Here is a 20,526-nt window from a genome sequence, read left to right as displayed (position 1 = left end):
CGGCCGATTTGGCGTCGGGTATTCAGGATGGCCATCGCCATGGGCTGAGGCGCCCCTCGCCAATCGCAGGGGCTGCGCGGCGATGGCGCTGGCTATGCTCGGCGGCGCATGACCTCCTCCCTGACCGCCGTTGCACCCTGGCTCTGGGTGCCCGTGGTGCTGTTTGCCGCGCTGGCGCAGACCGTGCGCAACACCGCGCAGCGCTCCCTGACCGCCGAGCTGGGCACGCTGCCCGCCACGCTGGTGCGCTTTCTCTACGGCCTGCCGTTTGCCGGCGTGTGGCTGGCGTTGCTGTACGCCTGGCCCGCGCAGCCGCCGGCCGTGCCGCATTTCAGCGCCGCCTACCTGGGCTGGATCGCGCTGGGCGCGTTCTTCCAGATCGCGGGCACGGCCTTCCTGCTGCTGGCCATGGCCGAGCGCAACTTCGCCGTGGCCGTGACCCTGTCCAAGACCGAGGTGCTGCAGGTGGCGCTGTTCGCCAGCGTGTTCCTGCACGAACTGCCCACGCCGCTCGCGCTGCTGGCGATGATGGTGGCCACGCTGGGCGTGCTGCTGCTGTCGCTGCCCCCGCGCGGGCAGCTGCTGTCGCCTGCGGCCTGGCTGAGCCGCCCTGCGCTCTATGGCCTGGCCTGCGGCGCCAGCTTTGCGATCGCCTCGGTGGGTTTTCGCGGCGGGGCGCTGGCACTGGGGGCCGAGACGCCGTGGCTGTCGGGCGCCTGGGGCGTGCTGATCGCGCAGACGCTGCAGACGCTGGGCCTGGGCGCCTGGGTGGCGCTCAAGAACGAGCGGGGCCTGGCGCCGCTGTGGCCGGCGTGGCGCATGTCGCTGGTGGCGGGCAGCATGGGTGCGGCCGCGTCGCTGGCGTGGTTCACCGCCTACGCCATGCAGACCACGGGCGCCGTGCGCACGCTGGGCATGGTGGAGGTGGTGTTCAGCTACCTGGTATCGCGCCGCCTGTTCAGCGAGTCCTTCACGCGGCCCGAGAAGATCGGCATGGCGTTGATGCTGGTGGGGTTGGTGCTGACCTGCCTGCAGGGCGTGTGAAGAGAAACATCCCCTGAGTCGCTTCGCGCCTTCCCCCCGCTCTCGCATTGCCGCGCAATGCGGGCAGGGGGACGCCACCAGCGCGGCGGGGCGGCCCTTGCGCGGTGGCCCACGCCGGGGGGCGCGCCAGTTTCCTGGGCGGCACGACTCGCGCAGCGCGCGACAATTGCGGCCGTGACCGCTACTGCCTCTGATCGCCGCATCGCCCACCTCGACATGGATGCGTTCTACGCCTCCGTCGAACTGCTGCGCTACCCGCAGCTCAAGGGGCTGCCCGTGGTGATCGGCGGCGGCCGCCGCCCGCAGGACGAAGCGCTGGCCGCTGCCTACGCCGGGCGGCCGGGGGATATTCCGGTGGCGGCGTTTGCGCTGCTGAAGGACTACGCGGGCCGCGGCGTGATCACGACCGCCACCTATGCGGCGCGCCAGTTCGGCGTGGGCTCGGCCATGGGGTTGATGAAGGCCGCGCGCCTGTGTCCGCAGGCCGTGCTGCTGCCGGTGGACTTTGCTGCCTACCGCCGCTACTCCAGGCTTTTCAAGGAAGTGATCCTCTCCATCGCGCCCGTCATGGAAGACCGCGGCGTGGACGAGGTGTACATCGACTTTACGCAAGTGCCCGGTGGCCAGCGCGACGGCGGGCGGGTGCTGGCGCGGCTGATCCAGAAGAGCATCTTCGACGCCACGGGGCTGACCTGCTCGATCGGCGTGGCGCCCAACAAGCTCATCGCCAAGATGGCGAGCGAGTTCAACAAGCCCAATGGCATCTCCATCGTGCAGCCAGGCGACCTGCAAGACCTGATCTGGCCGCTGGACTGCCGCAAGATCAACGGCGTGGGCCCCAAGGCCGAGGCCAGGCTGCTCGCCCACGGCATCCGCACCATTGGCGAACTGGCCCAGCGGCCGCTGCCGTGGCTGATGCAGCAGTTCGGGCGTTCCTACGGTGCCTGGCTGCACGACGCGGCCTGGGGGCGCGACGAGCGCGCGGTGGTGACCGAGAGCGAGCCCGTCTCCATGAGCCGCGAAACCACCTTTGAGCGCGACCTGCACGCGGTGCACGACCGCGCCGAACTGGGCCGCATCTTCACCGCACTGTGCGAGCAGGTGGCGGGGGACCTGATTGCTAAGGGCTACGCCGGCCGCACCATCGGCATCAAGCTGCGCTACGACGATTTCAAGATCGCCACCCGCGATCAGACAGTGGCGGACTTCACCCAGGATGCGGCCACCATCCGCCGCGTGGCGGGCCTGTGCCTCAAACGCGTGCCCTTGACCAAGCGCCTGCGCCTGCTGGGCGTGCGCGTGGGCAACCTGCTGCCCCAGGCAGCCGTTGCCCAGCAGGCGGCGGGTTGGGGCGAAAGCGCGCCGTTGTTCTGATGGGGTCGGGATGTCGCACCATGTTGGTGCGAATTTGCTTGACGTAAATCTAGGGGGAATTTCATAAAAGTTACACTCGTTTACTCACATTCCTGACAGCCCCGCAGAGGGGCCGTTTGTCCTTTCAGAGGTTCTGCATGCGTGTGAACGTCCCGGTCACGGGCCGCGGGTATGACTATCCCGCCGATGAGTTGCTGGTGTCTCTCACCAATACCCGGGGTGAAATCACCCACTGCAATCCCGCGTTCGCGCGGGTGAGCGGCTATTCCCATGACGAACTCATGGGCCAGCCGCACAACCTCGTCCGCCATCCCGACATGCCCCCGGCGGCCTTCAAGGACCTGTGGTCCACCATCGGCCGCGGCAAGCCCTGGACGGGGCTGGTCAAGAACCGCCGCAAGAACGGCGACCACTACTGGGTGCGCGCCAACGTGGTGCCGGTGCTGGAACGCGGCAAGCCCGTGGGCTACATGTCGGTGCGGGTGAAGCCATCGGCCGACGAGGTGGCCGCGGCCGACGCTCTGTATGCGCGCATGCGCGCCGAGGCACAGTCCGGCCGCGTCACGCTGGTGCTGCGCGAGGGCGAGTTGCTGCACGCCGGCCCACGCGGCTGGGTGGAGCGCCTGGTACGCCTGGGCCTTACGGCACACATGGCCCTTACGTTGGCGGTGCTGTCCTTCGCCGTACTGTTGCCCGACGTGCTGGGCCTTGCGGGCTGGGCGGCCGTGGCGTGGCGGGCTGCCGCGCTGGGGCTGGGCGCGGGCGTCATGCTGAACTACTTTCACCGCCACTTCTCGACCGCGCTGGAGGAGGCCGAGCGGTTTGCCGGCGACATCGCGGGCTGCAACCTGGCCACCACGGCGCGCACCGACTATTCGGCGTCGCTGGGAGCGCTCATGCGCCGTCTGGTGCAGATCCAGATCAACCTGCGCGCCGTGGTGGGCGATGTGCGCACCGAAGTGCAGGGCTTTTCTTCCGCCGCCACGCAGGTGGCGCAGGGCGGACGCGAACTGTCGGCGCGCACCGAAGCGCAGGCCGGCAGCCTGCAGCAGACGGCAGCTGCCATGGAGGAACTGGCCAGCACCGTGGCCCACACGGCGGATGCGGCGGCGCAGATGGCGAGCGAGAGCGAGCGCAATATGGCCGTGGCCAGCCGCGGCGGCGCCGCCATCGCCGAGGTGGCGCAGTCCATGGAGCACATCCGCCGCTCGTCGGCGCGCATGGGCGAGATCATCGGCGTGATCGAGAGCATTGCCTTCCAGACCAACCTGCTGGCGCTCAACGCCGCGGTGGAAGCCGCGCGCGCGGGCGAGCAGGGCCGCGGCTTTGCCGTGGTGGCGGGCGAGGTGCGCGCGCTGGCGCAGCGCAGTGCCACCGCCGCCAAGGAGATCAGCGGCCTGATCGGCCAGACGGTGGACGGCATCGCCGATGGCAACCGGCGCATGGCGCAGGCGGGCCGCACCATCGAGGAGATGGTGGATGCGGTGCGGCGCGTGAGCACCCAGGTGCAGGAGATCACGACCGCCACGCGCGAGCAGTCCGAAGGCATCGGCCAGGTGAACGAGGCCATCGTCCAGCTCGACAGCGTGACGCAGCAGAACGCCGCGTTGGTGGAGGAGTCGGCCGCCGCGGCCCAGGCGCTGCGCGCAGGCGTGACTTCGTTGGGCCGCAGCGTGGATGTGTTCCGCCTGGGCTGACGGGCCGTCCAGCGCGTGGCGCTTTCGGTGAAAAGGCACGCGCGGCCACCGGCTGCATGGGGCGGTGCCGGGCCCTGTGCTGCTACGGGCGCGCGGCTGCCATGCGATTGCCGCTTTATTGCCGCGCGGTGCGCACGTTGCGCTGCAGCTGCTGCGGGTGGCTGGTGCGCAGGGGGTTGATGTCCAGGCCGCCGCGGCGTGTGTAGCGCGCGTACACGGCCAGCTTGATGGGGCGGCAGCGCGTCCAGATGTCCATGAAGATGCGCTCCACGCACTGCTCGTGGAATTCGTTGTGGTTGCGAAAGCTCACCAGGTACTGCAACAGGCCGGCCTGGTCGATCTGCGCGCCGCTGTAGGTGATCTGCACGCTGCCCCAGTCGGGCTGGCCGGTCACCAGGCAGTTGCTCTTGAGCAGGTGGCTCACCAGCGTCTCGGTCACCGGGGCCTCGTCATGGTGTGCGGCCAGCAGCTCGGGCGCGGGCTGGTAGCGCGTGCATTCCACGTCCAGGCGGTCCAGCAGCAGGCCGTCCAGCTCGTGGATGGGCTCGCGGTCGAAGGCCTCGGGCAGCAGCAGCGTCACGCCCACGGTGCCGGGATGCTCGGCGCCGCGCCACACGGCCTCGCTCACGTCGGCGCGGATGCGCGCACGCACTTCGGCCTCGCTGGCAAAGCGGGTGTTGTTGAAGCTGTTCAGGTACAGCTTGAACGACTTGCTCTCGACGATGTGGGGCGTCTCGCAGGGCACGGTGATGTGGGCGATGGCCACCTGCGGCTTGCCGCGCAGGTTGAGCCACGACAGCTCGAACGCCGTCCACAGGTCCGCGCCGAAGAAGGGGGCGTTGCCGTCGATGCCGATCTCGGCGCGCTTGTCCGCGCGCGGGATGGGAAACAGCAGCGACGCGTCGTACTGGTCGGCATAGGCCGAGGCCTTGCCGAGCTGGGAGTGTTCCGGGGTGTTCATTGTGTGCTATGGATTGGATAGCTGCTAGCGCTTGTCGAATAAGCGCTAGCGGCCCATTTCATTTGAATTCCCGTTCGCGCAGCCATTTGGTGGCGATCCACTTCTCGCCCTCGATCACCGAGGCGCCGCCGTGCAGCGTGCGCGTGCTGGGGTGGGGCCGTTCGTAGCTGAAGAACACCGCATTGCCCTGGCGCGGCGCCACTTCCAGGGGCACGTCGGGGAAGGTGGTGCCGCCGCCCTTGAGCGGGTTGTTCAGGTAGATCACCAGCGTTGCCACGCGCTGGCCGCCGCGGCGCACGATGGTGGAGGTGCCGGGCTGGTCGGGGTCGAAGTAGTCGTAGTGCGGCTTGTATTCCGCGCCGGGGCGGTAGTGCAGCACCTGCAGGCCTTCGCCGTTCTGGATGGGCCAGCGCACCAGGCGGGCGATGCGCTCTTCCAGCCGCTGCACCACGGGCGTCTCGCCGCGCTGGAAGAACATGCCGTCGCTGGTGCGGTCCGCGTTCACCTCTTCGCCGCCGGTGGTGGTCTGCACGGTGAGCGAGCGCGCCATGCGCGGCCGTGCGGCATCGATGATGGCCTGGCATTCCTCGGGCGACAGCAGGTTGCCGAACAGCACCACGCGCGGGTGGGCCATCGACATCAGCACCTCGACCTGGCGGTCGCCCACGTCGATGAAGAGCGGCGCGTCGGCGATGTCGGGCTCGGGCACCGGCACGGCGGGCGGCAGGCCTTGCGGCTGCACCGCGCCGTCCAGATGCGCACGCAGTACCTCCTCCACCGCGCGCACGGCAACGCTATCGGCCCAGCCCGCGTTGCGCATGGCCTCGATCAGTGCGGGCGTGGCGATGCCGGCGCCGGACTGGTCGAGGATCCACTGGCGCAGCTCGGGCGTAACGGACTGGGAGGAGGCGAAGCTGTGATCGGGCATGGGCTTTCGTCGGGGCAAAGGTTTCAGGTGCGCTTGAGGCCCAGCACCTGCAGTTCGGCATCGCTCAAGCGCGACAGCACGTCGCTGCGCAGCGTCTGCAGGCGCTGGTGGTGGCGAAAGTCCAGGTCTACACCCTGCAGCGGCTGCACGCCGTCGGACGCGAGCGCATAAGCCTCGCCGGCCGTCTCGTTCACCAGCAGCCACATGCGCCGCACCTGGCCCCGCTGGCCGCCATGCGTGTGCTGGGCGGCAAACGCCTCCGCATCGGCGCGCCGGGTGAAGGTGGCTTTCAGGAATTCTTCGCGCATGAACGTGATCCACACGCCCCAGCCTTCGCGCACGGTGGCCTCGAAGGGCTGGTCGACGGCTTGGGTGGCGGGGTAGTGCGCGGTTTTGACGGCGTGGTTCATGGGGGGCGTCCAGGAAAGGAGGGGAACCCGTCTAGCTGCCGGCGGCGTGGCGGCGGAACACGAGCCGGTCGGGCTGGGACGAGGCCGGGTGGAAAGCATAGCCTTCCAGGTCGAATTCCTCCAGCCGCCGCGGGGTGGCCGCGCGCTGCTGAATGGCCCAGCGCGCCATCAGGCCGCGCGCGCGCTTGGCGTAGAAGCTGATGATCTTGTACTGGCCGGCCTTGTGGTCCTCGAACACGCATTCGATCACGCGCGCCCTGAGCACCTTGCGGTCCACGGACTTGAAGTACTCCTGCGAAGCCAGGTTCACCACCACCGGCGTGGCGTCCGCGGCCAGGCGCTGGTTCAGGTGTTCGGCGATGCGCGCGCCCCAGAACTGGTAGAGGTTGGCGCCGGCATCGGTCGCCAGGCGCGTGCCCATCTCCAGGCGGTAGGGCTGCATGCGGTCCAGCGGCCGCAGCACACCGTACAGGCCGCTCAGGATGGCGACATGCTGCTGCGCCCACTGCAGGTCTTCGAGGGAGAGCGACTGTGCCTGCAGCCCTTCGTACACGTCGCCGTTGAAGGCCATCACCGCCTGGCGCGCGTTGGTGGCCGTGAAGCGCGGCTGCCAGGCCGCATAGCGCGCCACGTTGAGGGCGGCCAGCGGGTCGCTGATCGACATCAGCGCGGCCACTTCCTGCGGCGACTTCTCGCGCAGCACCGCGATCAGGCGCTGTGCGTCGGGCACGAACGCGGGCAGCGTGTGCGGCAGGCCGGCGGGCAGGGGGGTGTCGTAGTCCAGCGACTTGGCGGGCGACAGCAGGAACAGCACGGTCATTACTCCCAATGTGCGAGCTGCCGTGGCTATCAGCTGAATATGCCTCTAAGGCTTATCCATCAAGCGCCAGCAGCTCATTTATCGATAGCGTAAACGCCACCGGGGGCATGACGCCCCCGGTGTTCTGCCATGACGCGGGCTTAGGCGGCCGCGTTGTCCTGGTCGAACGGCAGCTGCATCGCACCCAGGTCGCGGCGGGTTTCCACCAGCACCAGCGGACCTTCATCCAGCACCACCACGGGCGCACGCTCGCGCGGCACGTGGACGGGCTTGGGCTCGGCCGCAATCGCGGCCTGCGCGGCGGCGATCTTCTGGGCGTCGGAATTCACCCATTGCAGGCCCGAAGCCTGCGCCACCTGCTGCAGCGTGTCCACGGGCAGCGTGAATGCCTGCACGCGCGGCATGCCGCCGGTTGCCGGCGCTACCGCGGTGGCAGCCGGAGCCGGTGCGGGCACAGGTGCCGCTGCAACGGGCGCGGGCGCCGGTGCGGGGACTGGCACGGCGGCCGGGGTGGCGTCACTGCGGCCGTGGCTTCGGGCGCGGCTTGCGGCGCTGCCGCCGGGGCAGATGCCGGAGCGGAGGCGAAATAGCTGCGGCGTGCGGGGCGGAGTCTTCCTCGGCCGCCGCAGCGGGAGCGGGGAGGTCCAGGTCCATCAGCGGCGCGCCAGGCGCTTCGGCATCGGCACCGGTGGCGCTGGCCTCGGCATTGCGCGGGCCGCGCTCGCCACGTTCGCGGCGGTCGCGTCCATAGCGGTCGCGCGAACGGCGCTCGCGGCGCTCCTCGCCGGCGGGGGCCTCGGCGCCGGACGTACCGACTTCAGCGCCGGACAGGTCCAGGTCCGGCAATGCGGCCAGGGGCGCAGTGTCGGCAAAGTCGGCGCCAGCGGCGGGGGCGTTGGCGTCGATGGTGCGCGGGCCGCGTTCGCGGCGCTCGCCGCCGCGTTCGCCACCGCGCTCACGGCGCTCGCCTCGTTCACCCCGTTCGCGGCGTTCACCGCGCTCGCCGGTGCGTGCCGTGCGCTCCTCGGTCACTGCCACGTCGGCATCGGTCGTGACCGGTGAGTTGGCCAGGTCGGCCGCAGACTGCACGGGCGGCTGTGCGTTGCGCTCACCGCGCTCGCGGCCGCCACGGCCTTCGCGCGGCTCGCGGCGGCTCTCGCCTTCCGCGTGCTCGCCACGGCGTTCGCCGTCGCGGCCATTGCGTGGCTCACGCGGTTCGCGGTTCTCGCGGCCCTCGGCGCTGCGCTCGCCGCCACGGCCTTCGCCACGGCGGCCGCGGCCTTCGCCGCCTTCGCGGTTGCCATTGCGCTCACCGCCACGCTCGCCGCTGCGTTCACCAGTGCGTTCGCCACGGCGACCGCCGCGCTCACCGCGACGCCCTTCGCCGCGTGCGCCGGGTTCCGCGGGCGTCTGCGCGGGGCGGCCACAGGTGCGGGCGCGGGTGCGGCGCCAAAGCCGAACAGGCTCTTGATCCATGCGAAGAAGCCCTGCTCGGGCGCAGGTGCGGCGGCCGGGCGCTGGGGCGCAGGCGTGGGGGCCGTTGCCGGGCGCTGCTGGCCCTGGCCCTGCGGGCGCGTGGCGCCGCGGGCGGCGCCTTCGGGGCGCGGCTCGGCCACAGGGGCCGGTGCGTCGGGCAACACGCCCTTGATCACGGGCGTCTGCTTGTTGGTGGGCTCCTGCGAGCGGCGCGTGACCTTGGTCTGGTCTTCCTCCACGTCGGCCAGCTTGTAGCTGGCGTCCAGGTTTTCCAGGCGCGGGTCGTCGTGCTTGAGGCGCTCCAGCTTGTAGTGCGGCGTTTCCAGCGACTTGTTGGGGATCAGCACCACGGAGACGCGCTGCTTGAGTTCGATCTTGGCGATCTCGGTGCGCTTTTCGTTGAGCAGGAAGCTGGCCACCTCCACCGGCACCTGGCAGTGCACGGCGGCGGTGCTGTCCTTCATGGACTCTTCCTGGATCATGCGCAGCATCTGCAGCGAGAAGCCTTCCGTGTCGCGCACGTGGCCGGTGCCGTCGCACAGCGGGCAACGGATATGCGCGCCTTCGGACAGCGAGGGCTTCAGGCGCTGGCGGCTCATCTCCATGAGGCCGAACTTGCTGATGGTGCCGAACTGCACGCGGGCGCGGTCCTGGCGCAGCGCGTCGCGCAGGCGGTTTTCCACTTCGCGGCGGTTCTTGCTCTCCTCCATGTCGATGAAGTCGATCACGATCAGGCCGCCCAGGTCGCGCAGGCGCATCTGGCGTGCCACTTCGTCGGCGGCCTCCAGGTTGGTGCGGGTGGCGGTTTCCTCGATGTCGCCGCCCTTGATGGCGCGTGCCGAGTTCACGTCCACGCTGACCAGCGCCTCGGTGTGGTCGATCACGATGGCGCCGCCCGAGGGCAGGGTCACGGTGCGCGCGTAGGCGGATTCGATCTGGTGCTCGATCTGGAAGCGCGAGAACAGCGGTGCGTCGTCGCGGTAGCGCTTGACCTTGCCGGCATGCTCGGGCATGACGTGCGCCATGAACTGGTGCGCCTGCTCGTAGATGTCGTCAGTGTCGATGAGGATGTCACCGATGTCGCTGTTGAAGTAGTCGCGGATGGCGCGGATCACCAGGCTGGATTCCTGGTAGATGAGGAAGGCGCCCTTGCCGGCCTTGGCGGCGCCATCGATGGCGGTCCACAGCTTGAGCAGGTAGTTCAGGTCCCATTGCAACTCGGGCGCGGAACGGCCGATGCCGGCGGTGCGCGCGATGATGCTCATGCCCTTGGGGTACTCCAGCTGGTCCATCGCCTCCTTGAGCTCGGCGCGGTCCTCGCCCTCGATGCGGCGCGACACGCCCCCGCCGCGTGGGTTGTTGGGCATCAGCACCACATAGCGGCCGGCCAGGCTGATGAAGGTGGTCAGGGCCGCGCCCTTGTTGCCGCGCTCTTCCTTCTCGACCTGGACGATCAGCTCCTGGCCTTCCTTGATCACGTCCTGGATCCTGGCCTGGCTGGGTGATACGCCCTCGGCGAAATACTGTTTGGAGATTTCCTTGAACGGCAGGAAGCCGTGGCGGTCTTCGCCATAGTCAACGAAGCAGGCCTCCAGCGACGGTTCCACGCGCGTGACGACGGCTTTGTAGATGTTGCCCTTGCGCTGCTCGCGCCCTTCGATCTCGATCTCGTAGTCCAGCAGCTTCTGGCCGTCCACGATGGCCAGGCGCCGCTCCTCGGGCTGCGTGGCATTGATGAGCATCCGCTTCATGATGCAATTCCTTTTCGTTGTGTCGTGGCGGCCCGCGCGCAGCGCTCTCTCAGGGCTGCAGCGGCGCGTACCGCCGGTTCCAAACCAAACAGGCTCTACACGAGCCGGAAATGCCTGGACTGACGCATCGAAACGAGGGAATTGCCGGGATGCACCACGACTGCTGGGTTGGCTAACTCAGCAGGCGGGGTGGTGGCGCGTGGATGGGGGCGAGCCGGTCAGCGCGCAGGCGTGCTACTAAAATTGTAGCTGTTGGCGCTTGACCGGCGGGTGTTGGTGGCGATTTGCGTGTACGTGGCAAAGGCTGACGCCCTCGCCACAATGACACCATCCATGCCAGCAACACCCACATGATTTTCGCTTTGATCCGCTGGCCGCAGTGCCCGGGTGGGGTGCGCGGCCAGCTTGGGATTCCGTAGATTCAGTGTTTCGATTTGTCAGCCTGCACGGCCGGCATGCGGACCTTCGCAGGCAACCGGCCTGCAATCTGCGCGCATGACGCCCGTTGGCATCAACCATGCTGCGCGCCGAGCCGGGCTGGGTCCATTAAACTCCAGACAAATCAACCACTTACACATTCGTCGCGCAGGTGAAACACATTATAGGGGGCAAACCGGCCGCAGGCCGCACCCCGCCAGAAGCCCCAGCGGCCCGCATCGTCGAGGTCGACGCCGAATCCGCGGGCCAGCGGCTCGACAATTTCCTCATCCGCCATCTGAAGGGCGTGCCCAAGACCCACGTCTACCGCATCATCCGCAGCGGCGAGGTCCGCCTGAACAAGGGGCGCACCAGCGCCGACGCGCGCGTGGCACCGGGCGACCTGGTGCGTCTGCCCCCCGTGCGCGTGTCCGACAAGGTGCTGGACAAGGCGGAGCGCCCCGCGCCCGCGCGCGAATTCCCCATCCTGCTGGAAGACGAGCACCTGATCGCCATCGACAAGCCCGCCGGCACGGCCGTGCACGGCGGCAGCGGCGTGAGCTTTGGCGTGATCGAACAGTTGCGCCAGGCGCGCCCGCAGGCGCGCTTCCTGGAACTGGTGCACCGGCTGGACCGGGAGACCTCGGGCATTTTGCTGGTGGCCAAGAAGCGCTCGGCGCTCACACATCTGCAGGACCAGTTCCGGGGGCGCGAGACGGGCAAGACCTATCTGGCGCTGGTCAGCGGCCACTGGCCTGCCAACAAGAAGGTCATCGACACGCCGCTGCACAAATACCTGCAGGAGGATGGCGAGCGCCGCGTGCGCGTGACCACGCCCGACGATCCGGACGGCATGCGCTCCGTCACCCTGGTCAAGGTGCGCAGCCAGCTCGCGCCGCGCCCCTTGCAGGGCCTGCCGGCGATGAGCCTGCTGGAGGTGACCATCAAGACCGGGCGCACGCACCAGATCCGCGTGCACCTGTCCTCCCAGGGCCACCCGATCGCGGGCGACGACAAGTACGGCGACTTCGACCTGAACCGGCGCCTGCAGAAGCAAGGCTTGAAGCGCATGTTCCTTCACGCATGGCGGCTACAGTTTGACCACCCGGCCAGCGGCGAGCGCCTGGAATTGCGCGCCGAATTGCCGCCCGAACTGACCGCTTTCCTTTCCGACGACCCCGCACATGCCTGATTTCCGCCCGCGCCGATTCGATCTCATTGCCTTCGACTGGGATGGCACGCTATTTGACTCCACCGCCATCATCGTGCGCAGCATTCAGGATGCGGTGCGCGATGTGGGCGGCACCGTGCCTACGGATGAAGCCGCCGCCTGGGTGATCGGCATGGCGCTTCCGCAGGCCCTGGCCCATGCGGCCCCCGACGTGCCGCGCGAGCGCTATACGGAGTTGGGCAACCGCTACCGCTACCACTACCTGCAGCACCAGGACGACCTGAGCCTGTTCGACGGCGTGCTGCCCATGCTGGAGGGCCTGCGCACGCGCGGCCACCTGCTGGCCGTAGCCACGGGCAAGAGCCGACGCGGCCTGGACCAGGTGCTGCACCAGGTGCAGCTGCGTGGCATGTTCGACGGTTCGCGCACCGCGGACGAAACCGCCGGCAAACCGCACCCGCTGATGCTGCAGGAGCTGATGGCCGAGTTCGGCGTGGAGCCCGAGCGCCTGCTGATGATCGGCGACACCACGCACGACCTCGCAATGGCCCGCGCCGCGGGCTGTGCCAGCGTGGGCGTGGGCTATGGCGCGCACGACACGGCGGGCTTTGCCGAACTGGGGCCGCTGTGCGTGGCTTCGTCCGTGGCCGATCTGCACCGTTGGCTGCAGGAGCACGCGTAATGGCGACTCCGGTGGAGCAACGCATCGACCTCTGCCCCAGCGAGGCACTGGTGGATGGCGGCCGCGCCGTGGCGTTCGACGTGCGCTACTGCGGCCAGATCTGCCGCGCTTTCGCCATCCGCTATCAGGGCCGCGTGCACGCCTACCTGAACCGCTGTACCCATGTACCGATGGAGATGGACTACCAGGAAGGTCAGTTTTTCGACGACACCGGCCGCTGGCTGCTGTGTGCCACGCATGGCGCGGCCTTCCAGCCCGACACGGGAGCCTGCGCTGGCGGTCCGTGCCGCGGCGGGCTGGTGAAGATCGCCTTGTCCGAGGAAGGGGGCCGGGTGCGCTGGCATACTGCCCTCCATCTGCACACCGTAGAGTTTTGACTCCATGACCGATCCCAACCGCACCGAACCCACGGGATTCGAGGGAAATCCGCCCGCAGCGCCCGACCTGTGGGCGCAACAAGCCACAAAAAATGAAGCGAGCAAGGCCGCAGCCGCCCCCGGCTGGGAGCGCGAGATGCTGGAGAAGCTGGTGCTCGGCACCCTGGCCGAGCAGCGCGCGGCGCGCCGCTGGCGCAACTTCTGGCGCCTGGCGTGGGTCCTGTTGGCGGGCGCGGTGATCTGGGCCGCGCTTTCGCGCGAAATGACCGCCACCAGCAAGAGCACGCCGCATACGGCCGTGGTGGACGTGAAGGGCGAGATCGCCGCGGGCGCCGAGGCCAGCGCCGAATTTGTCGTAGCCGCCATGCGCAGCGCATTCGAGGATTCGGGTTCGCAGGCCGTGGTGCTGCTCATCAACTCGCCGGGGGGCAGTCCGGTGCAGGCGGGCATCATCAACGACGAGATCGTGCGGCTGAAGGCCAAGTACAACAAGCCCGTCTATGCCGTGGTCGAGGAAACCTGTGCCTCGGCGGCCTACTACATCGCCGCGGCGGCGGACGGCATCTTCGTGGACAAGGCCAGCATCGTGGGCAGCATCGGCGTGCTGATGGACGGCTTCGGCTTCACCGGCGCCATGGAAAAGCTGGGGGTGGAACGCCGCCTGCTCACCGCCGGTGAGAACAAGGGGTTTCTCGATCCGTTCAGCCCCCAGACCGAAACCCAGCGCGCATATGCCCAGGCCATGCTCGACCAGATCCACCAGCAGTTCATCGGTGTGGTGAAGCAGGGGCGGGGCGAGCGGCTCAAGGTCACGCCCGAAACCTTCAGCGGCCTGTTCTGGACGGGCCAGCAGGCGGTGGAGATGGGACTGGCCGACCAACTGGGCAACCTGGACTACGTGGCGCGCGAGGTGGTCAAGGCCGAAGACGTGATCGACTACACCCGCCGCGACAACGTGGCCGAGCGCCTGGCCAAGAAGTTTGGCGCCGCGGTAGGCATGGGTGCCGTGAAGGGCCTGGCTGCGCTGCAGTTGCCGCAGCTGCGCTGATATTGGGTTAAATCAGGCTCCAGCGCTTATCCATCAAGCGCTGCAAGCTATCATTTTTGAATCAACCGGGGCCGTGCGTACGGCCTACGCACCGATGGCGAAGACCGTGGGTACCCGGTTGTCCGGCGTGCCGGCGGTGTGTTGGCGCCATTCGCGCACCGTGTGGCTGGCAACTTGCGCATCGGCCAGCGTCAGGCCGCTTGCGCGCGCCAGCCGGGTCTGCGGCTGCAGCCCCTGCAGCAGCGCCTGCCACAGTGCGGCGTTGCGGTAAGGCGTCTCGATGAAAAGCTGTGTCTGGCCTTGCTTGTGGGCCAGAGTTTCCAGCTCGCGCAGGCGTTTGGTGCGCTCGCCTGCGTCCTGCGGCAGATAGCCCACGAAGGCGAAGTTCTGGCCGTTGAGTCCGCTGGCTGCCAGTGCCAGCAATAGCGACACCGGTCCCACCAGCGGTACCACGCGCAGCCCCAGGTCATGCGCGGCGCGCACCACGGAGCTGCCGGGGTCGGCGACTGCGGGCATGCCCGCCTCGCTGACCAGGCCCATGTCGTGCCCTGCCAATGCCGGCGCCAGCAGCGGACGTGCGTCGAACGATGCATGGCCCCGGGCGCCGTGGTCGCCCTTCTTGTGCACTTCGCGCGGCAGTTCGGTGATCTGCTGCGCCTGCAGCGGCGCCCCCAGCGGGTGCAGCGCGTCCACGCGCTTGAGGTAGGCGCGGCAGCTCTTGGCGTTCTCGCAAATCCAATGGGTGAGGTGTGCGGCCTGGCGCAGCGTGCCCTCCGGTAGGGCTTCGGTCAGGGGCGCCTGGCTCTCGCAGCCGAAGTCCAGCGGCGCGGGCACCAGATACAGGGTGCCCCGAGCCGGGGTCGAGCCACCCGTTGCAGTGCTTTCGCTCATGGCAGCACCAGCCCCGCGGCGCGCAGCATGCGGCAGGTGCGTATCAAGGGCAGCCCGATCAGGGCGGTGGGGTCGTCGCTGTCGATCGCGTCGAGTAACGCGATGCCCAGGCCCTCGCTCTTGGCGCTTCCGGCGCAATCGTACGGCTGCTCGGCACGCAGATAGCGCTCGATCTCGTCGTCCGAAAGGTCACGAAAGCGCACCCGCACCGGCGCCAGGTCCACCTGCTCGAAGCCGCAGTCCTGGCAGACCACCGCCACGGCGGTGTGGAACACCACGGTCTTGCCGCGCATGCGGCGCAACTGGGCGGTGGCGCGTTCGTGGTCGCCGGGCTTGCCCAGCGGCTCGCCGTCCAGGTCTGCCACCTGGTCGGAGCCGATCACGATGGCCTGCGGATGCAGGCCGGCCACGGCGCGCGCCTTGGCCAGCGCCAGGCGCAGTGCCAGCGCGCGCGGGGCTTCGTCCGGTCGCGGTGTCTCGTCCACCGCGGGGGCGGCCACGTCGAAGGGCAGGCCCAGTCGGGCCAGGAGTTCGCGCCGGTAGCGCGAGGTCGATCCCAATACCAGGGAGCGGGACAGGGGGGAGAAATCCGGCATGCCTGGATTCTCTTACACTGCCCAGCATGACCAAGGAACACTCCCCTGACCGGCTGGACGTCAAGGCTTTTGCACAGGCCGGCGCTCACCTGTCCGGTCATGACACGCTGCTCAAATACAAGCGTCTGGCCGAGGAGGCGCAGGGGCTGCACCCGGATCTGCGCGTGGATTGGGCGGCGGACGGCGAAGTGCGCACCACGCACGGCGTAGGCGGCCAGGTCTGGCTGCGCCTGAAAGCCAGCGCCACCTTGCCGATGACCTGCCAGCGCTGTCTGCATTCCGTGGACGTGCCCCTAGAGGTAGAGCGCGAATTCCGCTTCGTGGCCGATGAAGCCACCGCCGAGGCACTGGATGGCGACAGCGATGAGGATCTGCTGGCATTGAGCCGCGAGTTCGATTTGCGCGAGCTGATCGAAGACGAACTGCTCATGGCCCTGCCGGTGGTGCCGCGCCATGAGGAATGCCCGACAGATGTCACGCTGGCCTCCAGCGACGAGGACTTCGAGCAGGCCAGTGCCGACAAGCCCAATCCGTTTGCAGCCCTGGCAGGGCTTCGCAAGGACAATCCGGACGCCTGAGAAACGGCCCGTTCGGCGGTTTCGATCAAAAACCATTTGAGATATAATCGAGGGCTTCGCGCGAATCCCCTCGTGTCTTCAATGGGCTGATCGCGTTTTTCACCAACCCTTTCAAGACCCTAGGAGCCGATCATGGCTGTTCAGCAAAACAAGAAGTCTCCCTCCAAGCGCGGCATGCACCGTTCGCATAATGCCCTGACGGTGCCTGGCATCGCCGTGGAGCCCACGACCGGCGAAACCCATATGCGCCACCACATCAGCCCCAACGGCTTCTACCGCGGCCGTCAGGTACTGAAGAACAAATCCGAAGCCTGATCCAGGCTGCGCACCCTCCGGGCCCGCTGCTACGAAAAAAGTAGCGCGGGCCTTTGTCGTTTTGGCATGCGCCAAAATGGCCCTTTTATTTAACGGCCGCCTGACGGCTTGACGATTTGCCGATGATCACACTGGCTGTTGACTGCATGGGGGGCGATCATGGCCCCGGCGTCACGCTTCCCGCGTGCCGACAGTTCCTGGAGCATCACCCTGACGCACGCCTGATCCTGGTGGGTGGGCAGGACAGTCTGCAGGGTCTGGTACACGAGCGCGTGACGCATGTCGTGGCGTCGGAGGTGGTCACGATGGACGATGCGGTGGAGGTCGCGCTGCGTCGCAAGAAGGACTCCTCCATGCGCGTGGCCATCCAGCAAGTCAAGGATGGCGTGGCGCATGCGGCCATCTCCGCCGGTAACACTGGCGCGCTGATGGCCATCGCGCGCTATCTGCTCAAGACGCTGGACGGCATCGACCGCCCGGCCATCGCCACCCAGATGCCCAATGCGCAAGGCGGTGCCACTACCGTGCTGGACCTGGGCGCGAATGTCGATTGCACGGCCGAGCATTTGCTGCAATTCGCTGTCATGGGATCTGCGTTGGTGTCGGTGCTGCAGGACCGCGATGAACCGCTCGTAGGATTGCTGAACATTGGCGAAGAGGTCATCAAGGGCAACGATGTCATCAAGAAAGCCGGCGGACTGCTGCGTTCTGCGGCCAAATCCCGCGACCTGAACTTTCACGGTAATGTGGAAGGCAACGACATCTTCAAGGGCACTGTGGACATCGTGGTGTGTGACGGTTTCGTTGGCAATGTGGCACTCAAGGCCAGTGAGGGCGTGGCATCGATGATTGCGGGAGCGCTCAAACAGGAGTTTTCGCGCAACATTTTCACGAAAATTGCTGCCATCGTCGCTTATCCGGTGCTATCTGCCATCATGAGGCGCATGGATCACCGGCGTTATAACGGAGCCGCCCTGCTCGGACTGCGGGGGCTCGTGTTCAAGAGCCATGGTTCGGCCGACGCGCTGGCTTTCGAGCAGGCTTTGATCCGGGCGTATGATGCGGCCCGCAACAACCTGCTCGACCGCGTCCGCGCGCGGGTTGCGCATGCGGCGCCTTTGCTGGCAGCCGCAGACGCCCAGCCCGCTTCCTGACCGGCCGTGCCTCCCCCAATGACACGCTATTCACGCATTACCGGCACCGGCAGCTATTTGCCGCCGCACCGGGTAACCAATGATGACCTGGTGGCCCAGCTGGCGCAGCAGGGCATCGAGACCTCCGATGAATGGATCGTGGAGCGCACGGGCATCCGCGCACGCCATTTCGCCGACCGGGACGTCACCAGCAGCGACCTGGCGTTGGAAGCATCGCGCCGCGCGCTGGAGGCCGCCGGTTGCCAGGCGCAAGATCTTGACCTGATCATCGTCGCCACGTCCACACCGGACATGGTGTTTCCCTCCACCGCCTGCATTCTGCAAAACAAGCTGGGTGCCAATGGCTGCCCCGCCTTCGACGTGCAGGCCGTGTGCAGCGGCTTCGTCTATGCACTCACGGTGGCCGACGCCATGATCCGCTCCGGTGGAGCGCGCCGTGCGCTGGTCGTGGGGTCCGAGGTCTTCAGCCGCATTCTGGATTTCAACGACCGCACCACCTGTGTGCTATTCGGCGACGGCGCCGGCGCAGTGGTGCTGGAGGCCTCGGAAGCGCCCGGCATCCTTGCGAGCGACCTGCATGCCGATGGCAGCCATGTCGGCATCCTCTGCGTGCCGGGCAACGTCTACGGCGGCCAGATTCTGGGCGACCCTTTGCTCAAGATGGATGGCCAGGCCGTCTTCAAGCTGGCCGTCGGCGTGCTGGAGAAAGCGGCGCGGGCCACGCTGGACAAGGCGGGCATGACCGACGCCGATATCGACTGGCTGATTCCCCACCAGGCCAACATTCGCATCATGCAGAGCACGGCGCGTAAGCTGAAGCTGTCCATGGACAAGGTGGTGGTCACGGTGGATCAGCACGGCAATACGTCGGCCGCCTCCATTCCCTTGGCACTGGACCATGGCGTGCGCAATGGCCAAGTCCAGCCGGGCCAGACGGTGCTGCTGGAAGGGGTGGGCGGCGGCTTCACCTGGGGTGCGGTGCTCCTGAAAATGTAGCTATTGGCGCTTGCTGTGCAAGCGCTGGAGCCGCTTTTTGTCTTGAACTGTTTGACCATGTCGAAAACTTTTGCATTTGTGTTCCCCGGCCAAGGCTCGCAGTCGGTGGGCATGCTGGACGCTTGGGGTGACCATCCCGTGGTGGCCGAGACGCTGCGCGAGGCTTCAGAGGCGCTCGGCGAAGACGTCGGTGCGTTGATTCATGCGGGGCCCAAGGAGGTGCTGGCCCTTACCACCAACACCCAGCCGGTGATGCTGGTGGCCGGGATTGCGGCTTGGCGCGTATGGTGCGCTGAGGGGGGGGCACTGCCGGCTGCCGTGGCCGGGCACTCCCTGGGCGAATACTCCGCGTTGGTGGCCTCGGGTGTTTTGAGTCTGGCCCAGGCAGCCCCGCTGGTGCGCCTGCGTGCCGCTGCCATGCAGGAGGCCGTGCCCGTGGGGGTTGGCGCCATGGCGGCCATCCTCGGACTGGAGTCAGCCAAGGTGATCGCCGGTTGCGCCGAGGCTACGGCCAGCTTTGGTGCTGGATCCACCGATGTGGTGGAAGCCGTGAATTTCAACGATCCCGCTCAGACCGTGATTGCGGGTACCAAGGCGGGCGTGGAGAAAGCCTGCGAAGTGCTCAAGGCAGCGGGCGCAAAGCGTGCACTGCCACTGCCGGTGTCGGCGCCCTTCCACTCCAGCCTGATGAAGCCCGCCGCAGAAAAACTGCGTGCCGCGCTCGCTGCACTGGAACTGGGCGCTCCGCGCATTCCCGTGGTCAACAATGTGGACGTCGCGGTGCAGCAAGACGCAGATGCCATCCGCGATGCACTCTATCGGCAGGCCTTTGGCCCGGTGCGCTGGGTGGAGTGTGTGCAGGCGCTGAAGGCGCGTGGCGTGACGCATGTGATCGAATGCGGGCCCGGCAAGGTGCTGGCCGGGATGACCAAGCGCATCGACCCCGAACTGGTTGGCGCCTCACTGTTTGACCCGGCCACCCTGGCCGAAACCAAGGAACTGCTGGCATGAGTGAATCCGCCTCTCCCCAGATTGCGCTGGTTACCGGCGCCACCCGCGGCATCGGAGCCGCCATTGCCGCCGAGCTCGCCCAGCGGGGCTTGCGCGTGATTGGTACGGCCACCACGGATGAAGGCGCGCAGCGCATCGGCCAGGCCCTGGCGGCCTACGGCGGCAAGGGCGTCAAACTGAACGTGACCGACGGCGCAGCCGTGGACGCGCTGGTGGATGCCATCGTCAAGGAGCATGGGGGCCTGCATGTGCTGGTGAACAACGCGGGCATCACGCGTGACACGCTGGCCATGCGCATGAAGGACGACGACTGGGATGCCGTGCTTGACACCAATCTCAAGGCCGTTTTCCGCGTCAGCCGTGCGGCTATTCGGCCCATGATGAAACAGCGCTTTGGGCGCATCATCAGTATCACCAGCGTGGTGGGCGCATCGGGCAACCCCGGACAGGCCAACTACGCGGCCGCGAAGGCTGGTGTGGCAGGCATGAGCCGCGCGTTGGCGCGTGAACTGGGCAGCCGCGGTATCACGGTGAACTGCGTGGCTCCGGGTTTCATTGCCACCGACATGACTGCCGATCTGCCGGAAGAGCAGAAAAAAGCGCTGAAATCCCAGATCGCCATGGGCGAATTGGGGCAGCCCAGTGACATCGCCCATGCCGTGGCTTACCTTGCATCGGCTGGTGCAGGTTATGTGACGGGACAAGAGTTGCATGTCAATGGCGGCATGTACATGTAATTAAAGTCAGTTGACGCCGTTTTGTCCGTACGGCGGGCTGCTACGGGGCTTTACCCGGAGCGGCTAGAATCGCGGATTCATTCACAACCCCC

19 protein-coding genes and 1 pseudogene are annotated in these 20,526 nt (G+C 67.6%); 13 read left to right on the top strand and 7 right to left on the bottom strand.

Annotated features, from left to right (window positions below; genetic code table 11):
• Positions 1-108: 108 nt before the first annotated feature.
• The 3 genes from HND92_RS14530 (at position 109) to HND92_RS14520 (ending at position 4,115) form a co-directional block, all read left to right on the top strand.
• Complete coding sequence (locus HND92_RS14530) at positions 109-1,044, top strand: DMT family transporter (protein WP_172208043.1); 936 nt, start codon at positions 109-111, stop codon at positions 1,042-1,044.
• Positions 1,045-1,260: 216 nt separating this feature from the next.
• On the top strand, positions 1,261-2,418 hold the full coding sequence (locus HND92_RS14525) for a DNA polymerase IV (protein WP_172209344.1): 1,158 nt from the start codon (positions 1,261-1,263) through the stop codon (positions 2,416-2,418).
• Positions 2,419-2,555: 137 nt separating this feature from the next.
• Positions 2,556-4,115 carry a PAS domain-containing methyl-accepting chemotaxis protein gene (locus HND92_RS14520; protein WP_172208041.1) on the top strand — a complete coding sequence of 520 codons (1,560 nt, stop codon included), beginning with the start codon at positions 2,556-2,558 and terminating at the stop codon, positions 4,113-4,115.
• 115 nt (positions 4,116-4,230) lie between these two features.
• Here HND92_RS14520 and queF read toward each other — a convergent pair whose 3' ends face one another.
• From queF to HND92_RS14495, 5 genes and pseudogenes are all read right to left on the bottom strand, one after another.
• A complete protein-coding gene (gene queF / locus HND92_RS14515; RefSeq protein WP_011806413.1) occupies positions 4,231-5,076 on the bottom strand; it encodes an NADPH-dependent 7-cyano-7-deazaguanine reductase QueF in 846 nt (281 codons plus the stop codon).
• Between the two features lie 58 nt (positions 5,077-5,134).
• A complete protein-coding gene (locus tag HND92_RS14510) occupies positions 5,135-6,004 on the bottom strand; it encodes a 2OG-Fe(II) oxygenase (protein WP_172208039.1) in 870 nt (289 codons plus the stop codon).
• 23 nt (positions 6,005-6,027) lie between these two features.
• Complete coding sequence (locus HND92_RS14505; RefSeq protein ID WP_172208038.1) at positions 6,028-6,414, bottom strand: hypothetical protein; 387 nt, start codon at positions 6,412-6,414, stop codon at positions 6,028-6,030.
• 31 nt (positions 6,415-6,445) lie between these two features.
• On the bottom strand, positions 6,446-7,228 hold the full coding sequence (gene yaaA, locus HND92_RS14500) for a peroxide stress protein YaaA (RefSeq protein ID WP_172209342.1): 783 nt from the start codon (positions 7,226-7,228) through the stop codon (positions 6,446-6,448).
• Between the two features lie 146 nt (positions 7,229-7,374).
• Positions 7,375-10,461, bottom strand: a pseudogene (locus HND92_RS14495) (ribonuclease E/G).
• A gap of 589 nt (positions 10,462-11,050) precedes the next feature.
• Between HND92_RS14495 and HND92_RS14490 the strand changes: the two are divergent.
• Genes HND92_RS14490 through HND92_RS14475 form a run of 4 tightly spaced genes read left to right on the top strand, consistent with a single transcriptional unit; the run spans position 11,051 to position 14,156 of the window.
• Positions 11,051-12,070: an RluA family pseudouridine synthase gene (locus HND92_RS14490; RefSeq protein ID WP_172208036.1), complete on the top strand. Its 1,020-nt coding sequence runs from the start codon at positions 11,051-11,053 to the stop codon at positions 12,068-12,070.
• On the top strand, positions 12,063-12,731 hold the full coding sequence (locus tag HND92_RS14485; RefSeq protein WP_015913984.1) for an HAD family hydrolase: 669 nt from the start codon (positions 12,063-12,065) through the stop codon (positions 12,729-12,731). The genes HND92_RS14490 and HND92_RS14485 overlap by 8 nt, the downstream gene beginning before the upstream one ends.
• On the top strand, positions 12,731-13,108 hold the full coding sequence (locus HND92_RS14480) for a Rieske 2Fe-2S domain-containing protein (RefSeq protein WP_172208034.1): 378 nt from the start codon (positions 12,731-12,733) through the stop codon (positions 13,106-13,108). The genes HND92_RS14485 and HND92_RS14480 overlap by 1 nt, the downstream gene beginning before the upstream one ends.
• A gap of 4 nt (positions 13,109-13,112) precedes the next feature.
• On the top strand, positions 13,113-14,156 hold the full coding sequence (locus tag HND92_RS14475) for a S49 family peptidase (RefSeq protein ID WP_172208022.1): 1,044 nt from the start codon (positions 13,113-13,115) through the stop codon (positions 14,154-14,156).
• An 84-nt stretch (positions 14,157-14,240) separates the two neighbouring features.
• On the opposite strand, the gene HND92_RS14470 is transcribed toward HND92_RS14475, so the two are convergent.
• Together HND92_RS14470 and HND92_RS14465 are read right to left on the bottom strand one after the other, a co-directional pair.
• The gene (locus tag HND92_RS14470) at positions 14,241-15,047 is read right to left on the bottom strand and encodes an SAM-dependent methyltransferase (protein ID WP_172208020.1); all 807 of its coding nucleotides are present in this window, start codon (positions 15,045-15,047) and stop codon (positions 14,241-14,243) included.
• On the bottom strand, positions 15,044-15,643 hold the full coding sequence (locus tag HND92_RS14465; RefSeq protein ID WP_172208016.1) for a Maf family nucleotide pyrophosphatase: 600 nt from the start codon (positions 15,641-15,643) through the stop codon (positions 15,044-15,046). The genes HND92_RS14470 and HND92_RS14465 overlap by 4 nt, the downstream gene beginning before the upstream one ends.
• A 26-nt stretch (positions 15,644-15,669) precedes the next feature.
• Here HND92_RS14465 and HND92_RS14460 point away from each other — a divergent pair, with 26 nt between their 5' ends.
• The 6 genes from HND92_RS14460 (at position 15,670) to fabG (ending at position 20,434) form a co-directional block, all read left to right on the top strand.
• Complete coding sequence (locus HND92_RS14460; protein ID WP_015913981.1) at positions 15,670-16,221, top strand: DUF177 domain-containing protein; 552 nt, start codon at positions 15,670-15,672, stop codon at positions 16,219-16,221.
• A 132-nt stretch (positions 16,222-16,353) separates the two neighbouring features.
• Entirely contained in the window at positions 16,354-16,536 is a 183-nt protein-coding gene (rpmF, locus tag HND92_RS14455; protein WP_011806402.1) for a 50S ribosomal protein L32, read from the top strand.
• A gap of 122 nt (positions 16,537-16,658) precedes the next feature.
• The gene (plsX, locus tag HND92_RS14450; protein WP_172208012.1) at positions 16,659-17,690 is read left to right on the top strand and encodes a phosphate acyltransferase PlsX; all 1,032 of its coding nucleotides are present in this window, start codon (positions 16,659-16,661) and stop codon (positions 17,688-17,690) included.
• A gap of 18 nt (positions 17,691-17,708) precedes the next feature.
• A complete protein-coding gene (locus tag HND92_RS14445; protein ID WP_011806400.1) occupies positions 17,709-18,686 on the top strand; it encodes a beta-ketoacyl-ACP synthase III in 978 nt (325 codons plus the stop codon).
• Between the two features lie 57 nt (positions 18,687-18,743).
• A complete protein-coding gene (gene fabD, locus HND92_RS14440; protein ID WP_172208010.1) occupies positions 18,744-19,697 on the top strand; it encodes an ACP S-malonyltransferase in 954 nt (317 codons plus the stop codon).
• Complete coding sequence (gene fabG / locus HND92_RS14435; RefSeq protein WP_047351564.1) at positions 19,694-20,434, top strand: 3-oxoacyl-ACP reductase FabG; 741 nt, start codon at positions 19,694-19,696, stop codon at positions 20,432-20,434. Before fabD ends, fabG begins: the two co-directional genes overlap by 4 nt.
• Positions 20,435-20,526: the final 92 nt, after the last annotated feature.

Source organism: Diaphorobacter sp. JS3050, assembly GCF_013154915.1.
Lineage (GTDB): Bacteria > Pseudomonadota > Gammaproteobacteria > Burkholderiales > Burkholderiaceae_C > Diaphorobacter > Diaphorobacter nitroreducens.
The sequence above is the reverse complement of the archived record's forward strand: the minus strand, read 5'-3'. Positions and strand labels throughout refer to the sequence as shown.